The organism is Bradyrhizobium sp. Mp27, assembly GCF_029953005.1.
Lineage (GTDB): Bacteria > Pseudomonadota > Alphaproteobacteria > Rhizobiales > Xanthobacteraceae > Bradyrhizobium > Bradyrhizobium barranii.
Window position 1 is genome coordinate 65,275 of record NZ_JASAUS010000015.1, and the last position, 22,171, is coordinate 87,445.

General features: G+C 64.1%; 23 protein-coding genes. 14 read left to right on the forward strand and 9 right to left on the reverse strand.

The features are described 5' to 3' along the window. Positions 1-65: 65 nt before the first annotated feature. Together QJT78_RS11795 and QJT78_RS11800 are read left to right on the forward strand one after the other, a co-directional pair. Positions 66-191, forward strand: a complete 126-nt coding sequence (locus tag QJT78_RS11795) for a hypothetical protein (RefSeq protein WP_264653575.1) — start codon at positions 66-68, stop codon at positions 189-191. A gap of 220 nt (positions 192-411) precedes the next feature. Further along, positions 412-1,212: a Crp/Fnr family transcriptional regulator gene (locus QJT78_RS11800; protein WP_049807378.1), complete on the forward strand. Its 801-nt coding sequence runs from the start codon at positions 412-414 to the stop codon at positions 1,210-1,212. Between the two features lie 117 nt (positions 1,213-1,329). On the opposite strand, the gene QJT78_RS11805 is transcribed toward QJT78_RS11800, so the two are convergent. Then, on the reverse strand, positions 1,330-2,211 hold the full coding sequence (locus QJT78_RS11805) for a CoA ester lyase (protein WP_028151901.1): 882 nt from the start codon (positions 2,209-2,211) through the stop codon (positions 1,330-1,332). Positions 2,212-2,380: 169 nt separating this feature from the next. On the opposite strand from QJT78_RS11805, the gene QJT78_RS11810 reads away from it, so the two are divergent. Further along, positions 2,381-3,025: a carbonic anhydrase gene (locus QJT78_RS11810; RefSeq protein WP_028151902.1), complete on the forward strand. Its 645-nt coding sequence runs from the start codon at positions 2,381-2,383 to the stop codon at positions 3,023-3,025. A gap of 109 nt (positions 3,026-3,134) precedes the next feature. Here QJT78_RS11810 and QJT78_RS11815 read toward each other — a convergent pair whose 3' ends face one another. Further along, positions 3,135-4,169, reverse strand: a complete 1,035-nt coding sequence (locus QJT78_RS11815; protein ID WP_028151903.1) for an aspartate-semialdehyde dehydrogenase — start codon at positions 4,167-4,169, stop codon at positions 3,135-3,137. A 116-nt stretch (positions 4,170-4,285) separates the two neighbouring features. Between QJT78_RS11815 and QJT78_RS11820 the strand changes: the two genes are divergently transcribed. Both QJT78_RS11820 and QJT78_RS11825 read left to right on the forward strand, forming a co-directional pair. After that, positions 4,286-5,074: a hypothetical protein gene (locus tag QJT78_RS11820; RefSeq protein WP_038941784.1), complete on the forward strand. Its 789-nt coding sequence runs from the start codon at positions 4,286-4,288 to the stop codon at positions 5,072-5,074. A gap of 157 nt (positions 5,075-5,231) precedes the next feature. Next, the gene (locus QJT78_RS11825) at positions 5,232-5,618 is read left to right on the forward strand and encodes a hypothetical protein (protein ID WP_028151905.1); all 387 of its coding nucleotides are present in this window, start codon (positions 5,232-5,234) and stop codon (positions 5,616-5,618) included. Positions 5,619-5,691: 73 nt separating this feature from the next. Here the strand turns inward: QJT78_RS11825 and QJT78_RS11830 are convergent, their stop codons facing one another. Next, positions 5,692-6,330 (reverse strand): DapH/DapD/GlmU-related protein, encoded by a 639-nt coding sequence (locus tag QJT78_RS11830; RefSeq protein ID WP_028151906.1) that lies wholly within the window; start codon positions 6,328-6,330, stop codon positions 5,692-5,694. A gap of 127 nt (positions 6,331-6,457) precedes the next feature. Next, entirely contained in the window at positions 6,458-7,570 is a 1,113-nt protein-coding gene (gene leuB / locus QJT78_RS11835; RefSeq protein ID WP_028151907.1) for a 3-isopropylmalate dehydrogenase, read from the reverse strand. A gap of 131 nt (positions 7,571-7,701) precedes the next feature. Between leuB and QJT78_RS11840 the strand changes: the two genes are divergently transcribed. Next, a complete protein-coding gene (locus tag QJT78_RS11840) occupies positions 7,702-8,904 on the forward strand; it encodes a YbfB/YjiJ family MFS transporter (RefSeq protein WP_028151908.1) in 1,203 nt (400 codons plus the stop codon). 137 nt (positions 8,905-9,041) lie between these two features. Here the strand turns inward: QJT78_RS11840 and QJT78_RS11845 are convergent, their stop codons facing one another. The 4 genes from QJT78_RS11845 to QJT78_RS11860 all read right to left on the reverse strand — a co-directional run bounded on the left by QJT78_RS11845 (position 9,042) and on the right by QJT78_RS11860 (position 12,288). Further along, positions 9,042-9,824 carry a molybdopterin-binding protein gene (locus QJT78_RS11845; RefSeq protein ID WP_028151909.1) on the reverse strand — a complete coding sequence of 261 codons (783 nt, stop codon included), beginning with the start codon at positions 9,822-9,824 and terminating at the stop codon, positions 9,042-9,044. Positions 9,825-9,838: 14 nt separating this feature from the next. Beyond that, positions 9,839-10,468: a cytochrome b/b6 domain-containing protein gene (locus QJT78_RS11850; RefSeq protein WP_028151910.1), complete on the reverse strand. Its 630-nt coding sequence runs from the start codon at positions 10,466-10,468 to the stop codon at positions 9,839-9,841. A gap of 183 nt (positions 10,469-10,651) precedes the next feature. Then, positions 10,652-11,206 (reverse strand): fasciclin domain-containing protein, encoded by a 555-nt coding sequence (locus tag QJT78_RS11855; RefSeq protein WP_014490676.1) that lies wholly within the window; start codon positions 11,204-11,206, stop codon positions 10,652-10,654. Between the two features lie 320 nt (positions 11,207-11,526). Beyond that, complete coding sequence (locus QJT78_RS11860) at positions 11,527-12,288, reverse strand: SDR family NAD(P)-dependent oxidoreductase (protein ID WP_038941780.1); 762 nt, start codon at positions 12,286-12,288, stop codon at positions 11,527-11,529. Positions 12,289-12,383: 95 nt separating this feature from the next. On the opposite strand from QJT78_RS11860, the gene QJT78_RS11865 reads away from it, so the two are divergent. The 3 genes from QJT78_RS11865 to QJT78_RS11875 are packed head-to-tail and all read left to right on the forward strand — an operon-like array spanning position 12,384 to position 14,438. Beyond that, on the forward strand, positions 12,384-13,913 hold the full coding sequence (locus QJT78_RS11865; protein WP_038941779.1) for a malonyl-CoA synthase: 1,530 nt from the start codon (positions 12,384-12,386) through the stop codon (positions 13,911-13,913). 28 nt (positions 13,914-13,941) lie between these two features. Next, positions 13,942-14,253 carry a hypothetical protein gene (locus tag QJT78_RS11870; protein ID WP_028151912.1) on the forward strand — a complete coding sequence of 104 codons (312 nt, stop codon included), beginning with the start codon at positions 13,942-13,944 and terminating at the stop codon, positions 14,251-14,253. A 23-nt stretch (positions 14,254-14,276) separates the two neighbouring features. Then, positions 14,277-14,438: a hypothetical protein gene (locus QJT78_RS11875; protein WP_155257961.1), complete on the forward strand. Its 162-nt coding sequence runs from the start codon at positions 14,277-14,279 to the stop codon at positions 14,436-14,438. Positions 14,439-14,539: 101 nt separating this feature from the next. Here QJT78_RS11875 and QJT78_RS11880 read toward each other — a convergent pair whose 3' ends face one another. Continuing rightward, positions 14,540-15,400: a sulfite exporter TauE/SafE family protein gene (locus tag QJT78_RS11880; RefSeq protein WP_028151913.1), complete on the reverse strand. Its 861-nt coding sequence runs from the start codon at positions 15,398-15,400 to the stop codon at positions 14,540-14,542. A 508-nt stretch (positions 15,401-15,908) separates the two neighbouring features. Between QJT78_RS11880 and sdhC the strand changes: the two genes are divergently transcribed. From sdhC to QJT78_RS11905, 5 genes are all read left to right on the forward strand, one after another. Next, the gene (gene sdhC, locus QJT78_RS11885; protein WP_028151914.1) at positions 15,909-16,307 is read left to right on the forward strand and encodes a succinate dehydrogenase, cytochrome b556 subunit; all 399 of its coding nucleotides are present in this window, start codon (positions 15,909-15,911) and stop codon (positions 16,305-16,307) included. Beyond that, positions 16,304-16,708: a succinate dehydrogenase, hydrophobic membrane anchor protein gene (gene sdhD / locus QJT78_RS11890; protein ID WP_028151915.1), complete on the forward strand. Its 405-nt coding sequence runs from the start codon at positions 16,304-16,306 to the stop codon at positions 16,706-16,708. Before sdhC ends, sdhD begins: the two co-directional genes overlap by 4 nt. A 3-nt stretch (positions 16,709-16,711) precedes the next feature. After that, positions 16,712-18,562 (forward strand): succinate dehydrogenase flavoprotein subunit, encoded by a 1,851-nt coding sequence (gene sdhA / locus QJT78_RS11895; protein ID WP_028151916.1) that lies wholly within the window; start codon positions 16,712-16,714, stop codon positions 18,560-18,562. A 444-nt stretch (positions 18,563-19,006) separates the two neighbouring features. Beyond that, positions 19,007-19,789 (forward strand): succinate dehydrogenase iron-sulfur subunit, encoded by a 783-nt coding sequence (locus QJT78_RS11900; RefSeq protein ID WP_028151918.1) that lies wholly within the window; start codon positions 19,007-19,009, stop codon positions 19,787-19,789. Positions 19,790-19,980: 191 nt separating this feature from the next. Continuing rightward, complete coding sequence (locus tag QJT78_RS11905) at positions 19,981-22,137, forward strand: hybrid sensor histidine kinase/response regulator (RefSeq protein WP_038952200.1); 2,157 nt, start codon at positions 19,981-19,983, stop codon at positions 22,135-22,137. The last annotated feature ends 34 nt before the right edge of the window (positions 22,138-22,171 follow it).

Here is a 22,171-nt window from a genome sequence, read left to right on the forward strand (position 1 = left end):
GGTAGCACCCCTGTTCACTACCGCAACGGGAAATACCGAGATCGTCGACTTCGGCGAAACGGCCGTTGTCGAGACGAGCCGACGACGAGCTGCTGACGATGCCGGTGCAGCTCGGCGTCGGCGCGGAAGGGCTGGGGCCAGGGCAAACTCACGCGCTGCCGCAACAATCACTGGTCGATCACCAGGTGTGACACCTCGCCTAGTAGCAAAGGGCGTGAATAGTATGATGTATGCAAGGCCCTGTTTGCGCGACGAGGATGCCGGCAAGGTCTCCGCAATTGTCCGTGCTTGATCTCGACGAATGGCTCTGTTTGGATGGTTGCCCTTCGGCAATTCGTATTTCGGATAATCATGGCAAACGAAAGAGATGGTTACCGTCGTTCGTTGAGTGCTCGTTCACAGGAAAGCGCCATGACCGTCCACCGCACAGGCATCGGGAATCGACTATTGGCGGCGTTGCCGCCGGCGGATCTCGGTTTGCTCACGCCCTACTTCCAGAAGGTCTCGTTCGAACCCGATGCCATCCTGGTGCGGTCGGGCGATGAGCTCGACCCGGTTTATTTTCCCCATAGCGGCGCCATCGCCTTCATGATCGATATGCCGGACGGGCAAACGGTCGCAACCACCTTGATGGGACGGGAAGGCGCCTTGGCCTCGTTCTCCGTGCTCGGCCCGTCGCTGTCATCCGTGACCGCGATCGCTCGCATCGCCGGCACAGCATCGCTGATTTCCGCCGCCAAGTTTCGCGCGGCCTTTGCGCAAAGCACAGCCATCAGGAATGTCGTGCAGGTCCACGCCCGCGCGGTGTTGTTGCAGCTCCAGCACGTCGCCGCCTGCAACGCGCTGCACCGGGTCGATGGCCGCATGGCGCGGTGGCTCCTGCAGCTTCACGACCGCGTTCCCGATGACCGGCTTCCGGTGACGCACGAGGCGCTTGCGCAATTGCTTGGGGTGCGACGGACGACAGTGACCCTGACGATGAGCAAGCTGCGCGATGCCGGCGCCGTCCCGTCCGACCGGCGCGGGTTTGTCGAGATCCATCGGGCGCGGCTCGAGAAGGTCGCATGCGATTGCTATGCGCTCATGCAGCGCAAGATCGATCAGATGTATTGCCAGGAATTGGCGGCGCCGCAGCCTGTCGATGCGCCGTCCCGCGAAGGCGCCATCGTCGCAGGTGGCGAATCCAGAGCGGCTTCACGGGCGGGAAAATAGGCGATCGGGACTGACCGTCGCGATGACCGCTTGGGTCACAAGCGGCAGCCCGCTTGACGTCCAGAAGATGTCCGCCTGGGCGGGGAAGAGCGGATATCGCTTCTTCGAGTTGACGCCTCAGCCCTTGCTCATCGCTGCGATCGCGTCCGCGATCTCGATCGTGCGCCGCGCCATGTCGGCGTGCAGACGCTCCACCATTGCTCCATCGAGCCGGATCGCGCCGCGCGAGACGTTCTCAGGCAGCTCGAATGCCGCGATGATCTTGCGCGCGCGCGCGACTTCCTCTTCGGGCGGCGTGAAGATCGCGTTGCAGGCCTCGATCTGCGACGGATGGATCAGCGTCTTGCCGTCGAAGCCGAGGTCGCGGCCCTGTGCGCATTCGGTGGCAAAACCGTCGGAATTCGCGATGTCGCTATAGGGGCCATCGAGGATCTCGAGGCCATGAGCACGCGTCGCCAGGATGCAATGGGTGATCATCGGGATCATCGCCGCGCGGCCCGGCAGCATCTTGATGCGCGTCTCGCGCGAGATGTCGTTCGGGCCGAACACAAAACCGGAGAGGCGCGTCTTGGGATCGCGGCTAGCTGCGGCCAACTCCTCGGCATGAAGCACGGCGCGCGCGGTCTCGATCATCGCCCAGACTTTCACCGTCGGCGCGGCGCCGAGCTCGGCAAGGCGAGCGCCGATCGCCTTGAGATCCTCGATGCTTGAAACTTTTGGAACCAGAATGCCGTCAGGCGAGGCCTTGGCGGCCATCGCGACGTCATCGGCCCACCAGGGCGTGTCGAGGCCGTTGGTCCGGATCAAAATCTCGCGCTTGCCGAACCCCTTGTCCGCGATCGCAGCGGCGATGCCGTCACGCGCCACCCCTTTGAGGTCGGGGGCGACGGAATCTTCCAGATCGAGGATCAGGCCGTCGGCGGCGAGATTTCGCGCCTTTTCCAGCGCGCGGGGGTTGGAGCCGGGCATGAACAGATGGCTGCGGCGCGGGCGGGTCATGCGAGCATTCCTTCCAGTTTCCTCGGGTGTATTCTGGGGCATGATCCCGGAAAAGTGTGCGACGGTTTTCCGAAAGGATCATCCTCAAACAACAAGCCAAGCCGATAGCATCTGGCCTGCCTATTCGAAAGGCTTGTTCGCCCCTCTGGTCTATGGTTAGGCATAGGCCATGATCACATTCCCGAAGCATTTGCTGGAAGGCTACAAGGCCTTCGCCACCCAGCGGCTGCCGACCGAGCAGAGCCGCTATCGCGAGCTGTCGGTGAAGGGGCAGTTCCCGGAAGTGATGGTGATCGGCTGCTGCGACAGCCGCGTCTCGCCCGAGGTGATCTTCGACGTCGGCCCGGGCGAACTGTTCGTCGTCCGCAACATCGCCAACCTGGTGCCGGTGTATCAGCCCGACGGCAATGCGCACGGCGTCTCCGCGGCGCTCGAATATGCCGTGACGGTGCTGAAGGTGAAGCACATCGTCGTGCTCGGCCACGCGCAGTGCGGCGGCATCCGCGCCTTCGTCGACAAGATCGAGCCGCTCACGCCGGGCGACTTCATCGGCAAATGGATGCAGATGTTCATCAAGCCGGGCGAAGTGGTCGAGCAGCGCGACCACGAGACCATGGCGCAGTTCGTCGAGCGCATCGAGAAGGCCGCGGTGTTCCGCAGCCTGGAAAACCTGATGACATTTCCGTTCGTGCAGAAGGCGGTGGACTCAGGCCAGATGCAGACCCACGGCGCCTATTTCGGCGTCGCGGAGGGATCGCTGTTCGTGCTGGACAAGGTCGCGAAGGAATTCAGGAACGCGCGCGGCGCGGCGTAAGTCGCTCTTGTAGGGTGGGTAAAGGCGCAACGCGCCGTGCCCACCATCTTTCCCGGTTGAGACCTTGGTGGGCACGCTTCGCTTTGCCCACCCTACGAGATCCCGCTCGTTACGCCGCCTTCTTCTTCGCGCTGATCAGCTTGCGGTTGATCAGCACTTCCGCGATCTGGATGGCGTTGAGCGCCGCGCCCTTGCGAAGATTGTCGGACACGCACCACAGCACGAGGCCGTTCTCCACCGTCGCGTCCTCGCGGATGCGGCTGATATAGGTGGCGTCCTCGCCGGCCGCTTCATACGGCGTGGCGTAGCCACCGGGCTCCTGCTTGTCGATGACGAGGCAGCCCGGCGCCTTGCGCAGGATGTCGCGCGCCTCGTCCGCCGTGATCGGATTCTCGAACTCGATGTTGACGGCCTCGGAGTGGCCGACGAATACCGGCACGCGCACGCAGGTCGCGGAGAGCTTGATCTTGGGATCAAGAATCTTCTTGGTCTCCGCCATCATCTTCCACTCTTCCTTGGTGTAGCCGTCCTCCATGAAGACGTCGATCTGGGGGATGACGTTGAAGGCGATGCGCTTGGGGAACTTGTTCGCGATCAGCTCGCTGTTGGTGTAGACGGCCTTGGTCTGCGAGAACAATTCGTCCATCGCGTCCTTGCCGGCGCCCGACACCGATTGATAGGTCGAGACCACGACGCGCTTGATCGTTGCCTTGTCGTGCAGCGGCTTCAGCGCCACCACGAGCTGCGCAGTCGAGCAGTTCGGGTTGGCGATGATGTTCTTCTTCTTGAAGCCGGCCGTCGCGTCCGCGTTCACCTCGGGCACGATCAGCGGCACGTCCGGATCCATGCGCCAGGCCGAGGAATTGTCGATCACGACCGTGCCGGCGGCGCCGATCTTCGGCGACCATTCCTTCGACACCGAGCCGCCCGCCGACATCAGGCAGATGTCGACATCGGAGAAGTCATAGTGCTCGAGCGCTTTGACCTTCAGGGTGCGGTCGCCATAGGAGACCTCGACGCCGACGCTGCGGCGTGATGCCAGGGCCACGACCTCGTCCGCGGGGAATTTGCGCTCATCGAGGATGTTGAGCATTTCCCGTCCGACATTGCCGGTCGCGCCGACGACTGCGACTTTGTAACCCATCGTTCACTCTCCGATGAAAAAGCCCGTTCCTGAAGCTGACGCTTAAACAGGAAGAGCAGCGCTTCTATGCGAGAACCGGCCTCAAGACAACGTTGGACCATGCCTGAAGGCCGTGGATGCAGTCGCCAGAGGCCAGCACGGCCGCAACCCCTACCCAGATCCATCTGGCGCTCGCAGCCCTCGCCGACGAAATCGTCGGCACGTTGGCGCGCCTGTTCGCCTATGTGGGGGCGCTGGTCCTGTTTGCCATCCTCGCCCTCGCCGCGCTCGACCAGCTGCCCAGCCTGCGTGACGATGAGCCGGCCGAGAAGCCGGCGTGGAGCGTGGCCGACCGCTCACAACCGGCCTTCGCCCTCAGCCGGCTCGATTCGTCAGAAAAAACAGCATCTTACGTCATTCTCAGGCACCCCGAAGGCGGTCGCCGGGACGTGATGCGCTGGGCCGGTGAGGCGGACAAGCCCGTGGCGGAGCTCGAGATCTACCGCGAAGGCGGCGAATTCGACGTGACGCGCCCGGCGACAGCGGACCTGGCGGCCCACATGGACCTGGGGGAGACAACCCCGCTCGAGCAGGCCGGCCTGATCGACACGAAATTCGGTCCCGTCGCCCTGTTCCGGCCCATCGGCACGGCGGAGGCCGCGCGGGCGTGCCTCGGCTACCTCAAGCGCAGCGAGGAGCCGGCGCTCCAGATCTCCGGCTTCTCCTGCCAGGGCGACACCCTGCCCGCCCGGCGCGCGGCGATCGTCTGCACGCTGAACCGGCTCACGCTCCTGACCTCGGGTAACGAGCCGAAGCTGGCGGAATTGTTCGCCCATGCGGAGCTGAAGCGCCGCTCCTGCGCTCCCCAGGGTTCGTCGGACTGGCTGCTGGGCGCGGCGAACGCGCAATTGCGCGGGGCTCTTTGACCGGCATCAAGCTCAAGTGGCTGGTATTGATGCAACTTTTGCCAGCGCGCACGATTATTCCGGGCTGGTGTGACCCAATAGACCTAGTTGCGACCACCCTTGCCGGGCTAGTATGGGGATGAAATCGATTGGCGGCTTGCCGCCTGAAGGGGACGTGATGAGCTCGAATTTCTCCGCCGCGAACAAACTGGCGATGTGGCTTGCGGCCGGCGCCGTGGTTGCGATGTCCTCAGCCTTCGCGACACCCGCCTCGGCCGACACCAAGAAGCAGCGTTACGACAACAGCCGTCCCTATTACGGCCCGAGCGGCCCCAACGCGGTCTATCAGCAGGGCCGCACCCGCCTCTATGTGAGCAAGCGCTCCTGGCTCGACGGCGGCACCGAGGTCAATCCGGGCGACCGCAAGTTCTCCGACTACGCTTTCCCGCCGGCGATCGGCTATCCGACCTTCGCCCGCGAGAACAACAACCGCCCGATCGATCGCCAGCCGCTGAGCACGCCGGCCGACGTCGGTGGCTATCCGCGGAATTTCCCGCTGTACTGAGCGGAATGATCGACCGAATCAAAATGGCCGGGCTCGCGCCCGGCCATTTTTGTTTGTGAGAGATACGTCCGCTTCAGGCGTTGGCTGCCGGGTCGTAGCGCCTGCAAAATTCTTCGATCGCCTCGGAGCGGAAATCGCCCAGGCGCTCGAAGATGAGTTCGTCCGGCCAATCCCACCAGGCAATACGGCGCAGGCTTTTCGCAACAGACTCGGGAAAGCGCTTGCGGATGGCACGCGCGGGAACGCCACCGACGATCGTGTAGGGCTCGACATCGCGGCTGACGACCGCGCCCGCGGCAATCACCGCGCCGTCGCCGACCGTGACGCCCGGCAGCAGGATCGCGGCGTGGCCGATCCAGACATCGTTGCCGACGATCACCCGGTCGCTGCGGCGATCCGCGAAGAAGTCGCGGTCACGGCTCGCGGTCGCCTCGTAATATTCAGGACAATAGGTGAAGCGATGCTGGGACGGGCGGCCCATCGGATGATTGGGCGCGCCGATCCGCACCGAATTGGCGATCGCGGTGAATTTTCCGATCACCGCGTCGGCGACCTCGCAATTCTCGCCGAGATAGGAGTAGTCGCCGAGGGCGGCATATTCGATGCGGGTGTTGGCGAGGATTTCGCAGCGCCGCCCGATCTGGGCCTCGCGCTGGCGCACCGTTTCATGGATGATGGTTTCCGCGATCTTGGGGCGGGGCGAGGCATCCATGCGGTGGCTCCGATGACGTCGTCAGCAGCGCGTAGCCCGGATGGAGCGAAGCGCAATCCGGGAAGGTCTGTCTGCAGGGCGAGAACCCGGATTTCGCTTCGCTCCATCCGGGCTAGGACTCCTGCGCTTACGCGTGCAGCTTCTGCAATTCCTTCAAGATCGCTTCGCCCATCTGCGTGGTCGAGGCGGCCGTGGTGCCTTCCGACTTGATGTCGGCGGTGCGCAGGCCGCTCGCCAGCACGGCGGCGATCGCGGCATCGACCTTGTCGGCGAGATCGCCCATGTCGAAGGAGTAGCGCAGTGCCATGCCGAACGACGAAATCATCGCGATCGGATTGGCGAGGCCTTGGCCTGCGATATCAGGCGCCGAGCCGTGCACCGGCTCGTACAGCGCCTTGCGCTTCTTGCTCTTCACTTCGACTTCGCCGAGCGAAGCCGAGGGCAGCATGCCGAGCGAGCCGGTGAGCATCGCCGCAATGTCGGACAGCATATCGCCGAACAGGTTGTCGGTGACGATGACGTCGAACTGCTTCGGCGCCTTCACCAGCATCATGCCGCCGGAATCGGCGAGCTGGTGCTCGAGCGTCACGTCAGGATATTCGCGCTTGTGGACCGCCGTCATGACCTCGTTCCAGAGCACGCCCGACTTCATGACGTTGCGCTTCTCCATCGACGTCACCTTGTTCTTGCGCTTCCTGGCAAGCTCGAAGGCGACGCGGCCGATACGCTCGATCTCATAGGTGTCGTAGACCTGGGTATCGACGGCGCGCTTCTGGCCGTTGCCGAGATCGGTGATGGTCTTGGGCTCGCCGAAATAGACGCCGCCGGTGAGCTCGCGCACGATGACGATGTCGAGACCCTCGACCGCCTCACGCTTCAGGCTGGAGGCATCGGCCAGCGCCGGATAGCAGACGGCGGGACGGAGGTTGGCGAACAGGGCGAGATCCTTGCGCAGGCGGAGCAGGCCGGCTTCGGGGCGCACCTCGTAAGGAACGGCATCCCACTTCGGGCCGCCGACCGCGCCGAAGATGATGGCGTCGGCGGCCAGCGCCTTGGCCATGTCGCCCTCGGAGATCGACACCTTGTGCGCGTCATAGGCAGAGCCGCCGACCAGGCCGGTATCGGTCTCGAATTTGGCGATCCCTGCCGAATTGAGCCAGTCGATCAGCCGCTTCACCTCGCCCATCACCTCGGGGCCGATACCGTCGCCGGGGAGCAGCAGCAATTTGTGGGTCGCCATGGTCGTTTCCTCTGAGATCGAATTCGGCCGGAGTGCTAGAGCGGCGTTGCGCGCTTGGCAAGACACCATTGCCGCCTCGCGGCTGTGCAAGGCCCGCAGGGCCTGCCACACTGGACGCGCCGGAGTATCCCTTGCGCGCACCTGATCGTCCCCCGCCCGACGCACACCCCGCGCGGCTGATCCTGACCCTGTCGCTGGCGGCGACGGTCGGGCTCGGCATCGGCCGCTTTGCCTATGCGCTGGTGCTGCCTGATATGCGGGAGGACCTCGGCTGGTCCTACTCGGCCGCCGGTTTCATGAACACCATCAATGCCGTCGGCTACCTCGTGGGCGCGCTTGTCGCGTCCCGGCTGATCCAGCGCGTCGGCTGGTCGGCAGCGATCCGCGGCGGAACCCTCGCCTGCGTCGCCGCGCTCGCCACCTGCGCACTGACCGGAAATTTCGTTGCGCTGAGCCTCGCACGCCTCGTGCTGGGCTTGGGGGCCGCGGCCGGCTTCGTTGCCGGCGGCGCGCTGGCCGCGGCTATCGCGCAGTCCCGCCCGGAACGGGCCAATTTCCTGCTCAGCCTGTTCTACGCAGGACCCGGCATCGGCATTCTCGCCTCGGGGTTGATCGCCCCGTTCACGCTGCAATATTTCGGGCCGGGCTCGTGGTGGCTGGTGTGGTGGGCGTTGACACTGCTGTCCGTCGTGATGACCGTGCCGCTGTTCCTGATCCGCATCGAGAGTGGGGTGCGCTTCTCGGAAGGCAGCCACGCCACCTTCGCGATTCTGCCCGTGCTGATCTATCTCGCCGGCTACTTCCTGTTTGGCGCGGGCTACATCGCCTACATGACCTTCATGATCGCCTATGTGCGTGACGGCGGCGGCGGGGCCGCGGCGCAGGCCGCGTTCTGGAGCCTGATCGGCCTCAGCGCCTTCGTCACACCCTGGGTCTGGCGCGGCGTACTGGCGCTCGACCGCGGTGGACTTGCCACCGCCATCATCCTCGGCACCAACGCGCTCGGCGCGGCCCTGCCGATGCTGGGGCATTCGCCGGCGTGGCTCGCGGTCTCGGCGGTGGTGTTCGGCGTCGCCTTCTTCGCCGTGGTCGGCTCGACCACGGCCTTCGTCCGCTTCAACTATCCGCCGGAGATGTGGCCGACCGCGATCGCGGCGATGACGATCTCGTTCGGCGTCGGCCAGACACTGGGGCCGATCGTGGTCGGTGCGATCACGGATGCGCTGGGGAGTTTGAGTTACGCGCTGAATGTGTCGGCGGCGCTGCTGGCGCTGGGGGCGGTTGCGGCGTTGTGCCAGCGCAACGTGGGGCCGGCCAAAGAACCGGTGCCGTAGGGTGGGCAAAGGCGCAAAGCGCCGTGCCCACCAAAATCGTCGACTCACATGCAGAGCTGGTGGACACGCTTCCGCCGTCGCTCTGCGAGCTATGGCGGACAAGTCGCTTTGCCCACCCTACGGCAGCGGGGCTGGCGTCAGCTCCCGCTGAACGAATTGTACCCCTGGTCTTCCCAGTAACCGCCCTTGTAGTCGTTGGTGACTTCCATCGAGACCACGTATTTCGGGTTCTTGAAGCCGAGTTTCGTCGGCACGCGGATCTTCATCGGGAAGCCGTAGGCGCGCGGCAAAATGTCGTTCGCGTATTTGAACGTCATCTGGGTTTGCGGATGCAGCGCGCTGCGCATGTCCAGGGGCGAGTTGTAGCCATCCTTGTCGGCGCACTGGAACCAGACGTATTTCGCGCGCGTATCGGCGCCGATCAGCTTGAGGAAATCGCGCAGCGGCGTGCCGGTCCAGCTTCCGATCGCGCTCCAGCCCTCGACGCAAATGTGGCGGGTGATCTGCGTGACCTGCGGCAGCTTGTAGAGCTCGTCCAGGGTCCAGGACTTCTTGTTGTCGACGAGGCCACGCACCTCGAGCTTCCAGTCCTTGCCGTCGATATCGGGCGCGTCGTCGAGATCGTAATAGGCGTTGAACGGGAACGGTTTCGTAATCGCGCTCTCGGGGAAGGTCGGCGCCAGCGCGTCGGGATTGAACATCCAGGCCTGCACGGCGTCGTTGAACTTCGAGACCTTCGCGAGCAGGGTATCGGCCGACGAGGAATCGACGACGTCGCAGCCGGTGAGCAACGTCAGCGCGCCGAGGCTGGCGCCGCCGGCGATGAAGCGGCGGCGGGTGAAGTCCGGCATGGACTTGATGGAGTCCTTGATCAGCAGCCGCTTGTCGACGCCGGGGATGAGGAATGAGCGCTTGGCCATAACGGGTCTCCTAATCAGCGGCCAATGATCATCGCGCGCAGGCTCTTCGGCACCAGCAGCGCGAGCAAGACATGAATGACGAGGAAGGCGCAGATCGCGGCCATGCAGAAGAAATGGACGTAGCGCGCGGTCGGATAGTCGCCGAACAGCATCACGAGATAATAGAGCTGCACCGGCTTCCAGATCGACAGGCCCGACAGCACGATCAGCACGCCGACCACGATGATGCCGGCATAGAGCAGGCGCTGCACGTAATTGTAGACGGTGAGATCGTCGTGGCCGAGCTTGAAGGTCAGGGCGGCCCTGACGTCGTGGAGCACGCCGGATGGCGTGATCGGCAGCAGCTTCTTGCGGAAACGGCCGGTGGCGAAGCCGGTGACGAGATAGGCGAGGCCGTTGACCATCAGCAGCCACATCGCCGCAAAGTGCCAGAGCAGGCCACCGCCGAGCCAGCCGCCAAGCGTGTATTCGCGCGGAAAACTGAAGCCGAACAGCGGCGAGGCGTTGTAGATCTGCCAGCCCGACAGGATCATCAGGATCATGGCGACCGCGTTGGTCCAGTGCATGACGCGGACCCAGGCCGGCTGGATCACTTTGGCGGGGGTGGCGCTGACCTGCTCGTCGCTGACTGTGAGGCTCGACATGATGGTTCCGTCCTGAAGGTCGTCTGACACCGAATATACGCCGATACTTCCGCTTTCGTTACGCCCCCGCACGACGGCGAATCGAGTCTGCGGGCGACCGTGGTCACAATAAAGCGAGCCGGGTGCCCCCGGCTCGCCGTTTCGTCGCATCCTGCTTGCGGGATGAAACAGGGGTGGGCGGTGTTACGTCGCCGGCATCAGCACGGTATCGACCACATGGATCACGCCGTTCGACTGGTTGACGTTGGAGATCGTCACCATCGAGGTGCCGCCCTTGGCATCGACGATCCAGACCTTGCCGTCCTGCTTCTTCACGGTCAGTTCCTCGCCTTCGGCGGTCTTCATCTTCTTGCCGTCGGTGAGGTCGGAGGCCTCGAGCTTGCCGGGCACGACATGGTAGGTGAGGATCTTGGTCAAGGTCGCCTTGTTCTCGGGCTTGACCAGATTGTCGACGGTGCCGGCCGGCAGCTTGCCGAAGGCGGCGTTGGTGGGCGCGAACACCGTGAACGGGCCCTTGCTTTCCAGCGTCGGCACCAGGCCGGCCGCCTTCACCGCCGCGACCAGCGTGGTGTGATCCTTCGAGTTGACGGCGTTCTGGACGATGTTCTTCGACGGGAACATCGCGGCGCCGCCGACCATGACGGTCTTCTCCTCGGCGCGGACAGGCGCGACGACGGTCGCGGTGATGGCCAGGGCGCTGAAGGCGGCGGCAGCGAGATAGGCAATACGCTTCGACATGGAGAGTCTCCCGATTGAATTGTGACCGGCAATGGCCGGCGTTTGCGTTGGGCAACAACGGCGCCTGCGACCTTTTGGCGTGGAGCAGCAGTGCCGTCGTTGGACCGAACTACGGGAGGGTTCGCGATGGGGTTTCGGGAAATAATTTATCGTGATGCGTGAAACTAAGCGGGGGAGTGTCCGTGTATGAGCGCGGGCTCAGCACCCGGTGCCGTAGGGTGGGCAAAGCGAAGCGTGCCCACCAACTTCATTCGCGATCGAGGGTAGATGGTGGGCACGGCGCTTCGCGCCTTTGCCCACCCTACGGCAGTGTGCTCGTCTCAATCCCTGTTGTTCGGCGTCTGAATGAATCCGCGATTATGCGTCGGGCTGATCAGGAGTTCGTTGATGCAGACGCGCGGCGGCATTGACGCGATGAACGCGATGGTGCGGCCGAGATCTTCCGATTGCAGCATCTTGGCCTGCTCCGCCTCGCTCGGCACCACCGGGCGCAGCTTCAGGATCGGGGTCGCCACCTCGCCCGGCATCAGGCAGCAGGCGCGCAGGCCGTTGACGCATTCGTCCATGTTGAAGGAATGGGTCAGCGCCAGCACCGCATGCTTGGTGGTGGTGTAGGCCGGGCCCGGCATCTTCGAGACGTGGCGACCGGCCCAGGACGAGACGTTGATGATCGAGCCATCCTGCTGCTTGCGCATCGTGGGCAACACTGCGCGCATGCAATACAGCACGCCGTTGAGGTTGACCTGGACGAGCTTGTCCCAGCCCTCCAGTTCCATGTCCTTCCAGCTCCGCTTGGGGACATTGATACCGGCATTGTTCACGAGCAGGTCGATGCGGCCGTGCTTCGCGACGATTTGGTCGGCCGCCTTCTGGGCTTCGGCGGCGTTGGACACATCGAGCGCAATGGCCTCGGCCGCCCCGCCTGCCTTGGCAATCCTGGCAACCACGGTATCCAGGGCGTCCCTGCGGCGGCCCGAGACCACGACTATCCAGCCGTCGGCCGCGAGCGCCTCGGCGCCGGCCTCCCCGATCCCGCTGCCGCCGCCCGTCACCCAGGCCACGCGTTTCCCGTTTTTGGTCATGCAAACTGTCTCCGTTGCTTCATTGGGGCGGTTTTTGCTAATCCAGCCCTCGGTTTTGACCGGCCTTGTTTGCCTTGCGGTCGAGGAAATCTTGCATGAACCAAGCTGCCAACGCCAACCTGTTTTCCCGCCTGTTCGACGGCCTGGAGGATCCCAAACGCCTCGCGGTCGAGACACAGGACGGCGGCCGTATCAGCTATGGCGATCTGATCGCACGGGCCGGGCAGATGGCGAACGTGCTGGTCGCTCGCGGCGTGCAGCCCGGCGACCGCGTCGCGGTGCAGGTGGAGAAATCGGTCGCCAATATCGTGCTTTACCTCGCCACCGTGCGGGCCGGCGCGGTCTATTTGCCGCTGAACACGGCCTATACGCTGAACGAGCTCGACTACTTCATCGGCGATGCCGAGCCGTCGCTGGTGATCTGCGATCCCTCCAAGGCGGAAGGGCTCGCCCCGATCGCCGCCAAGGTGAAGGCCAGGGTCGAGACGCTCGGGCCCGACGGCAAGGGCTCGCTGACGGAAGCCGCCGACAAGGCCAGCAGCGAATTCGTAACCGTCTCGCGGGCAAACGACGATCTCGCCGCGATCCTCTACACGTCGGGCACCACCGGCCGCTCCAAGGGCGCGATGCTGACACACGACAATCTCGCGTCGAACTCGCTCTCGCTCGTCGGCTACTGGCGCTTCACCGACAAGGACGTGCTGATCCACGCGCTGCCGATCTACCATACGCACGGCCTGTTCGTCGCGACCAACGTGACGCTGTTTTCGCGGGCGTCGATGATCTTCCTGCCGAAGCTCGACCCTGATCTCATCATCAAGCTGATGGCGCGCGCCACGGTTCTGATGGGCGTGCCGACCTTCTACACACGGCTGCTCCAGAACTCCGCGCTGTCGCGCGAGACCACAAAGCACATGCGGCTGTTCATCTCGGGCTCCGCGCCGCTGCTCGCCGAAACCCATCGCGAATGGTCGGCGCGCACGGGCCATGCGGTGCTCGAGCGCTACGGCATGACTGAGACCAACATGAACACGTCGAACCCGTATGACGGCGACCGCGTGCCCGGCGCGGTCGGCTTTCCCCTCCCCGGCGTCTCCGTGCGCGTGACCGAGCCCGAGACCGGCAAGGAGCTGCCGCGCGACGAGATCGGCATGATCGAGGTGAAGGGCCCGAACGTCTTTAGGGGTTACTGGCGCATGCCGGAGAAGACCAAGTCGGAATTCCGGCCCGACGGCTTCTTCATCACCGGCGACCTCGGCAAGATCGACGACAAGGGCTACGTCCACATTCTCGGCCGCGGCAAGGATCTCGTGATCTCCGGCGGCTTCAACGTCTACCCCAAGGAAATCGAGAGCGAGCTCGACGCCATGCCCGGCGTGGTCGAGTCCGCCGTGATCGGCGTGCCGCATGCCGATTTCGGCGAGGGCGTCACGGCGGTTCTCGTTTGCAACAAAGGTGCAGATGTCACTGAGGCCGCGGTACTGAAGGCGCTCGACGGACGGCTGGCCAAATTCAAGATGCCCAAGCGGGTGTTCGTGGTCGACGAGCTGCCGCGGAATACGATGGGCAAGGTACAGAAGAACGTGCTGCGGGATACGTACAAGGATATTTACGCGAAGAAATAGGGGCAATCGCTCCGAGGCTGGGGGAAGGATGAACCACGAGCAGGCCGTCCGGATCAACGATCATCTTCTTGCTGCCTACAAGGCGCTTGACCAGGCGCGAATGGCTATTGCGGGGCTTGCCAAGGCCGAGAGGATCGAGCTGGGGGATTGGCTCGACGAAGTCGTCGGAGCTTTAGAGGACGAGTTGCTCCAGCCAATTTATGACCAGCATCCGGATTTGGAGCCTTCGAAGTCCGATCGAGAACCACTTCGATATCTCAGCGAGCTCACGTGGGATGAGGTGCAGCTCCCGCCGGGAATAACCGAGCAGCAATTCGACGAAATCATTTCTCGGTCATGAAGCCAACTTGGCGAAAAACCGCGATGATGGTCGGCTATGTGATGGATCGCTGCAAAGAGCTTGGATTGGCGACCGAGGGCGAAGTGATTGCCGCGCGATTGAAGGTTCTTTCGGATTCCGATCGTATCGAAGGCATTGGCAACATCCAATCGTGGTTCCACAGCGAAGTGCGATTGAAAGACTAGTTCGTAGGGTGGGTTAGCCGAAGGCGTAACCCACCTCTTGAGTCTCCTCGGTGACAGAAAGGGTGGATTGCGCTGCGCTAATCCACCCTACGAAGTTGCGCTCACTGTCCGCCCAAAAGGCTCATCACGAACCTGCTGCCGACGATGAACAGGTAACACCCGAACGCGACCTCCAGCGTTCGCTTCGACATCGCATGCGCGGCTCTCACGCCGAGCGGCGCTGTCACGAGGCTCATCGGCATCACCAGCACGGCGCCGATCAGCGAGACGTAGCCAAGCGCGAACGGGATTTGCAGCGCTGCGACGGCCGGATAGGTCGCAGCCGCCGGCCAGCCGGCATACATGTAGCCGAGCGCGCCGGGGATCGAGATCAGGACCGCGAGTGCCGACGAGGTCGCCACTGCCTGGTGGATGGGCCGGCCGTAGAACGTCATCAGCAGGTTCGAGAACAGGCCGCCGCCGATGCCCATCAGCGTCGAGAGGATACCGACGCAGAAGCCGTAGACGCGCATCAGCGGCCCTTTGGGCAGATCGTCGCCGAACTTCCAACCCTCGCGCGCGAAGATGAGCCGCGCCGACGCGGAATAGGCGACGCAGACGAACACGATCTTGAACAGCCTCTCCGGCGCGTAACGCGCGATGACGCTGCCGGCGATGACGCCGATCACGATCGGCAGCCACCACACGCGCAGGATCGACATGTCGACGGCGCCGCGCTTGTAATGCGCCTGGAACGAGCGGATCGAGGTCGGGATGATCACCGCGAGCGAAGTGCCGATGCAGAGCGGCATGCGCACTTCGAGCGGCACGCCGGCGATCCGGAAGCATTCGTAGAACACCGGCACGAGAATCGCGCCGCCGCCAATGCCGAACACGCCGGCCAGGAATCCCGAGAGCGCGCCGGTTGCGATCAGCAACAGCGCGAGCTCGACGATCTCCTTGATATCAAGACCTGCAATCACCCCTGACCTGCCCCGGCGACCGGTCGCAGCTTCTCCGGAACATGCGTTCGGAAAGCTGCGTGCGGAGCTTTAGGCGATCTGATTCTCGCGGTCGACATGCCACGTCTTGCGGCTGGGGTGGAATGCAAGGTGCGCATATCCGGACAGGGGTCAAACCGGGCCCGGGCGGGAGCGGATTGGTGCCGCCCAAATGGCGTCAGCGGCTCAAAAGACCGGCCCCGGGCAGGTTTGGACGGCATGGTCCGTTTAGAGGCGTTCCAATAGCAATTTCAACGCGCATCGGTGCCTTCAAAACAAATGAATCTAACTTCTTTTTTTCGTTGGCGGACAGAAGTGCTGGTATACCAAGCCACTGATTGGCCTTGCATCATCAACGCTCTAGAGCTGAACCGCGGTTCGATTTATGGCGATTTGGTGATTGCGCAGGCGAAATCGACTCCGTAAATAGAGCCGACCTTTCGCGATCCCCGCGTGCCCCCTGCTGGGCCGCAATAAACATCAAAAGCCCATGACCGCACGGATCGAACGACCGCTTTCCCCCCACATGCAAGTCTACCGCTGGACGCTGACGATGGCGCTGTCCATCGTCCATCGCGCCACCGGTATCGCGCTCTACGTCGGAACCCTGCTGCTGGCCTGGTGGCTGATCGCGGCGGCTTCCGGCCCCGCCGCCTATTCCCACGTCCAGGCCTTCACCGGCAGCATCATCGGCCGGCTGATCGTGTTCGGCTACACTTGGGCGCTGATGCACCATATGCTGAGCGGTATCCGGCACTTCGTGTGGGACCTCGGCTACGGCTTCAAGCCCAATGAGCGCGAGGCCCTGACCTGGGGCGCGCTGATCGGCGGTATCGTGCTCACGGTCCTGATCTGGATCATCGCCTACGCGATCGGAGGCGGACGATGAGCGCGACCGATACGCCCAAGCGCAGCATGCGCACCCCGCTCGGCCGCGTCCGCAATCTCGGCGCGGCGCATTCGGGTACGTCCGATTTCTGGCGCCAGCGCATCACCGCCGTCGCCATGACGCTGCTGATGATCCCGGTGCTCGTGATCATCATGATGCTGCTCGGCCGCAACCAGGCGGGTGCCGCACAGATCCTCGGCTCGCTGCCGATCGCAGTGATCCTGCTGCTCTTCATCGCCGCCAGCGCCTGGCACATGAAGATCGGCATGCAGGTCGTGATCGAGGACTACGTCCACAACGAGAAGCTGAAGCTCATCTCGATCATGCTCAACAATTTCTTCTCGATCGCCGTGGCGCTCGCCTCGACCTACGCGATCCTCAAGCTTTCATCCGGAGTGTAACCCATGGTTACCGGAACATCGGCCACAGCGACGAATGGCAAGGCCAACGGCGCTCCCGCCACCAACGGCAAAGCCTATCCGATCGAAGACCACACCTATGACGTCGTCGTGGTCGGCGCCGGCGGCGCCGGCCTGCGCGCCGTGGTCGGCTGTAGCGAAGCCGGTCTGCGCACCGCCTGCATCACCAAGGTGTTTCCGACCCGCTCGCATACGGTCGCGGCCCAGGGCGGCATCTCGGCCTCGCTCGGCAACATGCACAAGGACGATTGGCGCTGGCACATGTACGACACCGTGAAGGGGTCGGACTGGCTGGGTGACCAGGACGCGATCGAATACATGGTGCGCAACGCGCCCGAGGCCGTCTACGAGCTCGAGCATTGGGGCGTGCCGTTCTCGCGCACCGAGGACGGCAAGATCTACCAGCGCCCGTTCGGCGGCATGACCATGGACTACGGCAAGGGCCAGGCGCAGCGCACCTGCGCCGCCGCCGACCGCACCGGCCACGCCATGCTGCACACGATGTACGGCCAGTCGCTGCGCCACGCGGCCGAGTTCTTCATCGAGTTCTTCGCCATCGACCTGATCATGGACGACCAGGGCACCTGCCGCGGCGTCATCGCGCTCAAGCTCGACGACGGCACGCTGCACCGCTTCCGCGCCCAGACCGTGATTCTCGCCACCGGCGGCTACGGCCGCGCCTACGCCTCCTGCACCTCGGCGCACACCTGCACCGGCGACGGCGGCGGCATGGTGCTGCGCGCCGGCCTGCCGATGCAGGACATGGAGTTCGTGCAGTTCCACCCGACCGGCATTTACGGTTCGGGCTGTCTCGTCACCGAAGGCGCGCGCGGCGAAGGCGGCTATCTCGTCAATTCCGAGGGCGAGCGCTTCATGGAGCGCTATGCGCCGTCCGCGAAGGACCTCGCCTCGCGCGACGTCGTCTCGCGCGCGATGACCATCGAGATCCGCGAAGGCCGCGGCGTCGGCAAGAAGAAGGACCACATCTTCCTGCATCTCGACCATCTCGATCCCGCGGTGCTGGCCGAGCGCCTGCCGGGCATCTCCGAATCCGCAAAAATCTTCGCCAATGTCGACGTGACGCGCGAGCCGATCCCGATCGTGCCGACCGTGCACTACAACATGGGCGGCATCCCCACGAACTATCATGGCGAAGTGCTGACCAAGCGGGACGGCGACGACAACGCCGTTATCCCCGGCCTGATGGCGATCGGCGAAGCGGCCTGCGTCTCCGTGCACGGCGCCAACCGCCTTGGCTCCAACTCGCTGATCGACCTCGTGGTGTTCGGCCGCGCCGCCGCTTTGCGTCTTGCCGAAAAGCTCACGCCCAACGCCAAGCAGCCGGAGCTGCCGGCGAACTCGTCCGAACTCGCGCTCGGCCGCCTCGACCATTACCGCTACGCCTCCGGCGGCACGCCGACCGCGAAGCTGCGCGAGGGCATGCAGCACGTGATGCAGAACAATTGCGCGGTGTTCCGCACCGGCGACATCCTGAGCGAAGGCCAGAACCTGATCGAGAAGGTCCACAGCGGCATCACCGACATTGCCGTGTCAGACCGCTCGCTGGTGTGGAATTCCGACCTGATCGAGACGCTCGAGTTCGACAATCTGATCTCGCAGGCGGTGGTGACGATGGACTCCGCCGCCAACCGCACCGAGAGCCGCGGCGCGCACGCCCGCGAGGACTTCTCCGCGCGCGACGACAAGAACTGGATGAAGCACACGCTGGCCTGGCTCGACGACAAGGGCAAGGTCAAGATCGAGTACCGCCCCGTTCACGACTACACCATGACCAACGACGTGCAGTACATCCCGCCCAAGGCGCGCGTGTACTGAGCGATGCGACGCGCGGCGTTCCTGTTGATCGCAGCGAGCGCCGGTTTAAGCGGCGCGGTCCGGGGAGAACCAGGCAAGCTGACAGACGAGTTTCTCGGCTGTTGGCAGATCAGAAGCGCGGAGACGCGATCGCAAAGGGACCTTTGCTTCGGGAAGCATGGCAAGGCGTACGCGGGTTGGATGGGCTCTGAGGAAGGAATGTATACCGGCGGTACCTACAAGACCGATCGGAATGTGTTGGTGGTGTCCGGGACGGATGGTCACGGAGGGCCACCAAGTGACGTTGTCAGTCGCTGCAAGTTCGCGCTGATCTTCAAAGGCAACGAGCTTATCTTGCGCGATTGTGCCTTCGAGGGCGATTGGAGGCGGGTATGTCGAACGTTGCAACCAACCGAAGATGGCAGTCTCGCCTGTCTTCGAAATCCAGCTAACTAAGGGCGTCTCATGGTTGAATTCGCACTTCCGAAGAACTCCAAGATCACCGGCGGCAAGACCTGGCCGAAGCCGGCGGGCGCAACAGACGTTCGCGAATTCCGCGTCTATCGCTGGAATCCGGACGACGGCAAGAATCCGAGCGTCGACACCTATTACGTCGACACCCATGATTGCGGTCCGATGGTGTTGGACGGCCTGATCTGGATCAAGAACAACATCGACCCGTCGCTGACCTTCCGCCGCTCCTGCCGTGAAGGCGTCTGCGGCTCCTGCGCGATGAACATCGACGGCCAGAACACGCTGGCCTGCACCCGTTCGATGCACGACGTGAAGGACGGCGCGGTCAAGATCAATCCGCTGCCGCACCAGCCTGTCGTGAAGGACCTCGTTCCCGACCTGACCAATTTCTATGCGCAGTATGCCTCCGTCGAGCCGTGGCTGAAGACGACCTCGCCGACGCCGCAGAAGGAATGGCGCCAGAGCCACGAGGACCGCGAAAAGCTCGACGGCCTCTACGAGTGCATCCTCTGCGCCTGCTGCTCGACCTCGTGCCCGAGCTATTGGTGGAACAGCGATCGCTATCTCGGCCCGGCCGCCCTGCTCCAGGCCAATCGCTGGGTCTCCGACTCCCGCGACGAGGCGACCGGCGAGCGCCTCGACAATCTCGAGGACCCGTTCCGCCTCTACCGCTGCCATACCATCATGAACTGCGCCAAGGCCTGCCCGAAGGGTCTCAACCCGGCCGAAGCTATCGCCGAGCTCAAGCTCAAGATGGTCGAGCGCCAGATCTAGGCCTCATTCATGCTACGGCCCCCCGGCCGCGACGGCCGGGGCATTCTACGATCAACCTCAGTTTGAGTAGAATTTGCCATAGCCCGCACCACGCGCGAACGTCCGGATTGCAACCTCCGGTTCCATTGACAAGCCACTTCCTTCCCAGCGGGAATTTCAAGTAAACTCTCCGGTCAGGGACCGGAGCGACTGTGCAGGGTGCGCAACGCAACTCGCTGAGACTGTTGCAGTGGATGATGGCGGCATCCCTGGCGCTGCCGATTGCACTGTTCGTCTTCACCTCCACGATCTCCTACACATCGACAAAGGACATCGCCGACCGCGAGATCGAGCGCACGCTCGATATCGCCCATGAACATGCGCTCAAGGTGTTCGAGACCATCGACCGCAGCCTTGCCGAGCTCAACGAGGTCGTGCGCGGCCTCCCCGACGAGGTCATCCGCTCGCGCGAGCCGGCGCTGCACCGCCGCTTGAAACGGTTGACCGATGCGCTGCCGCAGCTCAAATCGGCCTGGATCTTCGACGCGAACGGAAAATCGCTGGTCAACAGTCTCGCCTCGCCACCGCAGGATCTGAGTTTTGCGGACCGCGATTACTTCTACGCCCATGTCGACCAGAACATTGGCACGTTCGTCGGAGCGGCCCTGACGCCGCGTCCGCCCTATCAGGGTGCACGCTTCTTCGGCATGAGCCGGCGCCGCGAAGCCGACGTTGGCAGCTTCATCGGCGTCATCCAGGCCTCCGTCCTGCCGGAATATTTCGAGAGCTTCTACGCCAGGATCGGCTCCGATCCCGGCAGCTTCTTCGCCATGGGACGCACGGACGGCGTGCTGCTCACCCATTTTCCCCGGCTCGATCGCGACTTCCGGCTCGACCCGACCGGACCGGTCGGGCGGCAGATCGCCGCTCACCCCGAGCACGGCCTCATCACCATCGCCTGGCCCTCGGACGGAATCGAGCGGCGCGTCGGCTACAGGCGCGTCGCCGAATATCCGATCTATGTCAGCGCCGGGCTCGAGACCTCGGCGATCCGCGCGCGCTGGCTCGCCACCATGGGCCAGCATCTGGTGTTCGGTATTCCCGCCACGGCGCTGCTGTTTCTGCTGCTTGCGCTCGCGTTCCGGCGCACCCAGCATCTCCACGCCGAGGCCACGGCGCGACGCGAGGCCGAGGAGGCGCTCAAGCACAGCCAGCGGCTGGAAGCGCTCGGCCAGCTCACCGGCGGTGTCGCGCACGATTTCAACAATCTCCTCACCGTGATCCGCGCCTCGGTCGACCTGTTGAACCGGCCGCAGCTGAGCGAGGAGCGGCGGCAGCGCTACATCAATGCCATTGCGGACGCGGTCGCGCGCGCCGCCAAGCTGACCTCGCAGCTGCTGGCGTTCGCGCGGCGCCAGACCCTGAAACCGGAAGTGTTCGACGTCGGGGAGCGGATGCAGTCGCTGCACGACATGCTCGCCACGCTGCTCGGGCCGGCGATCGAGATCGGAATTCGGCTGCCGACCGAGCCCTGCCTCGTCAAGGCCGATGCCGGCCAGTTCGAGACGGCTCTGATCAACATGGCGACCAATGCGCGCGACGCCATGCAAGGCAAAGGCAGGATCACCTTCACCGTGCAGGCGACGGCGACCATACCCGATACATTGGTGCACGTCTCGGGCAGCCATGACCTTGCAGGCGGCGATGGCTTCGTCAGTGTCGCCGTCAGCGACACCGGGATCGGCATTCCCGCCGCACGATTGGGCCGCATCTTCGAGCCGTTCTTCACCACCAAGCAGGTCGGCCAGGGCACCGGTCTCGGCCTGTCCCAGGTGTTCGGCTTCGCCCGGCAATCCGGCGGCGAGGTGACCGTCGAGAGCGAGGTCGGCCAGGGCAGCACCTTCTCGCTCTATCTGCCGCGCGTGCCGACAGACCTGCTGCCGCAGCGGCAGGCGCCCAACACCGCACCGGCAGTGGCCGGCAGCGGCAGGTCGGTGCTGTTGGTCGAAGACAATATCGAGCTCGCCAATTTCGCCGCCGACGGCCTCACCGAGCTCGGTTACAGCATCACTTTGGTGGACAACGCCACCGACGCGCTCGCCGAGCTCACCGTGGACGCAGAGCGCTTCGACGTCGTGTTCTCCGACGTGGTAATGCCCGGGATGACCGGGCTCGATCTGGCGCAGGCGATCCGCGACCGCGGCATCCGCGTGCCGATCGTGTTGACCACGGGCTACAGTCAGGCCCTCTCACAAGATGGCGCCGCCGACTTCGATCTCGTGCAAAAGCCCTATTCGATCGAGGAATTGTCGCGCGTTCTCCATCGGGCCGCGAGGCTCCGGCCGGTCCGCGACGGCGCAGCCGAGTGAGCCTGGCGCGGAACCAACGGGAACCGATTGATTT